The sequence below is a fragment of the Streptomyces doebereineriae genome, assembly GCF_031845645.1.
Lineage (GTDB): Bacteria > Actinomycetota > Actinomycetes > Streptomycetales > Streptomycetaceae > Streptomyces > Streptomyces canus.
The window spans coordinates 1-673 of record NZ_JAVREZ010000074.1 but is presented as its reverse complement, the minus strand read 5'-3'; the positions used below and the strand labels follow the sequence as shown (position 1 = coordinate 673).

Here is a 673-nt window from a genome sequence, read left to right as displayed (position 1 = left end):
CTATGTCACCCGTGACGGGGACGACTACATCCTCAACGGACAGAAGACCTTCATCACCAACGGGCCCGACGCCGACGTCGTGGTGGTCTACGCCAAGCTCGATGAGGGTGATCGTGCGGACAAGCGCAATCGCAAGGTGCTGACCTTTGTGCTCGATCGCGGCATGGAGGGCTTCGAGCAGTCGAAGCCGTTCCGCAAGATGGGCATCCACTCCTCGCGCACCGGTGAACTGTTCTTCAACAACGTCCGACTGGGCCGCGATCGGCTGCTCGGCGAGACCGAAGGAACCGAGGGGCCAGACGAAGGCCGGGCCAGCGCCCGGTCCAACTTCTCGGCCGAACGCATCGGGGTGGCCGCGATGGCACTCGGCGTGATCGAGGAATGCCTGCGGTTGAGCGTCGACTACGCCAAGACACGCACCCTGTGGGGCCAGGAGATCAGCCAGTTCCAGCTGATCCAGCTCAAACTGGCCAACATGGAAGTGGCCCGGATGAATGTGCGCAACATGCTGTTCCGGGTCATCGAATCCGGCGAGAAGGGGGTGCCGATCTCCCTCGCCGAGGCCTCTGCGATCAAGTGGTACTGCTCGCAGGCCGCCACCGACGTCGCCATGGAGGCAGTGCAGCTGTTCGGCGGCAACGGCTACATGACCGAGTACCGGGTGGCCCGTGAC

Annotated in this window: 1 protein-coding gene; it reads left to right on the top strand. The window is 63.7% G+C overall.

What is annotated here, in order from left to right:
- On the top strand, positions 1 to 673 hold a 673-nt coding region (locus tag RNB18_RS50755), incomplete at both ends, for an acyl-CoA dehydrogenase family protein (protein WP_311720898.1).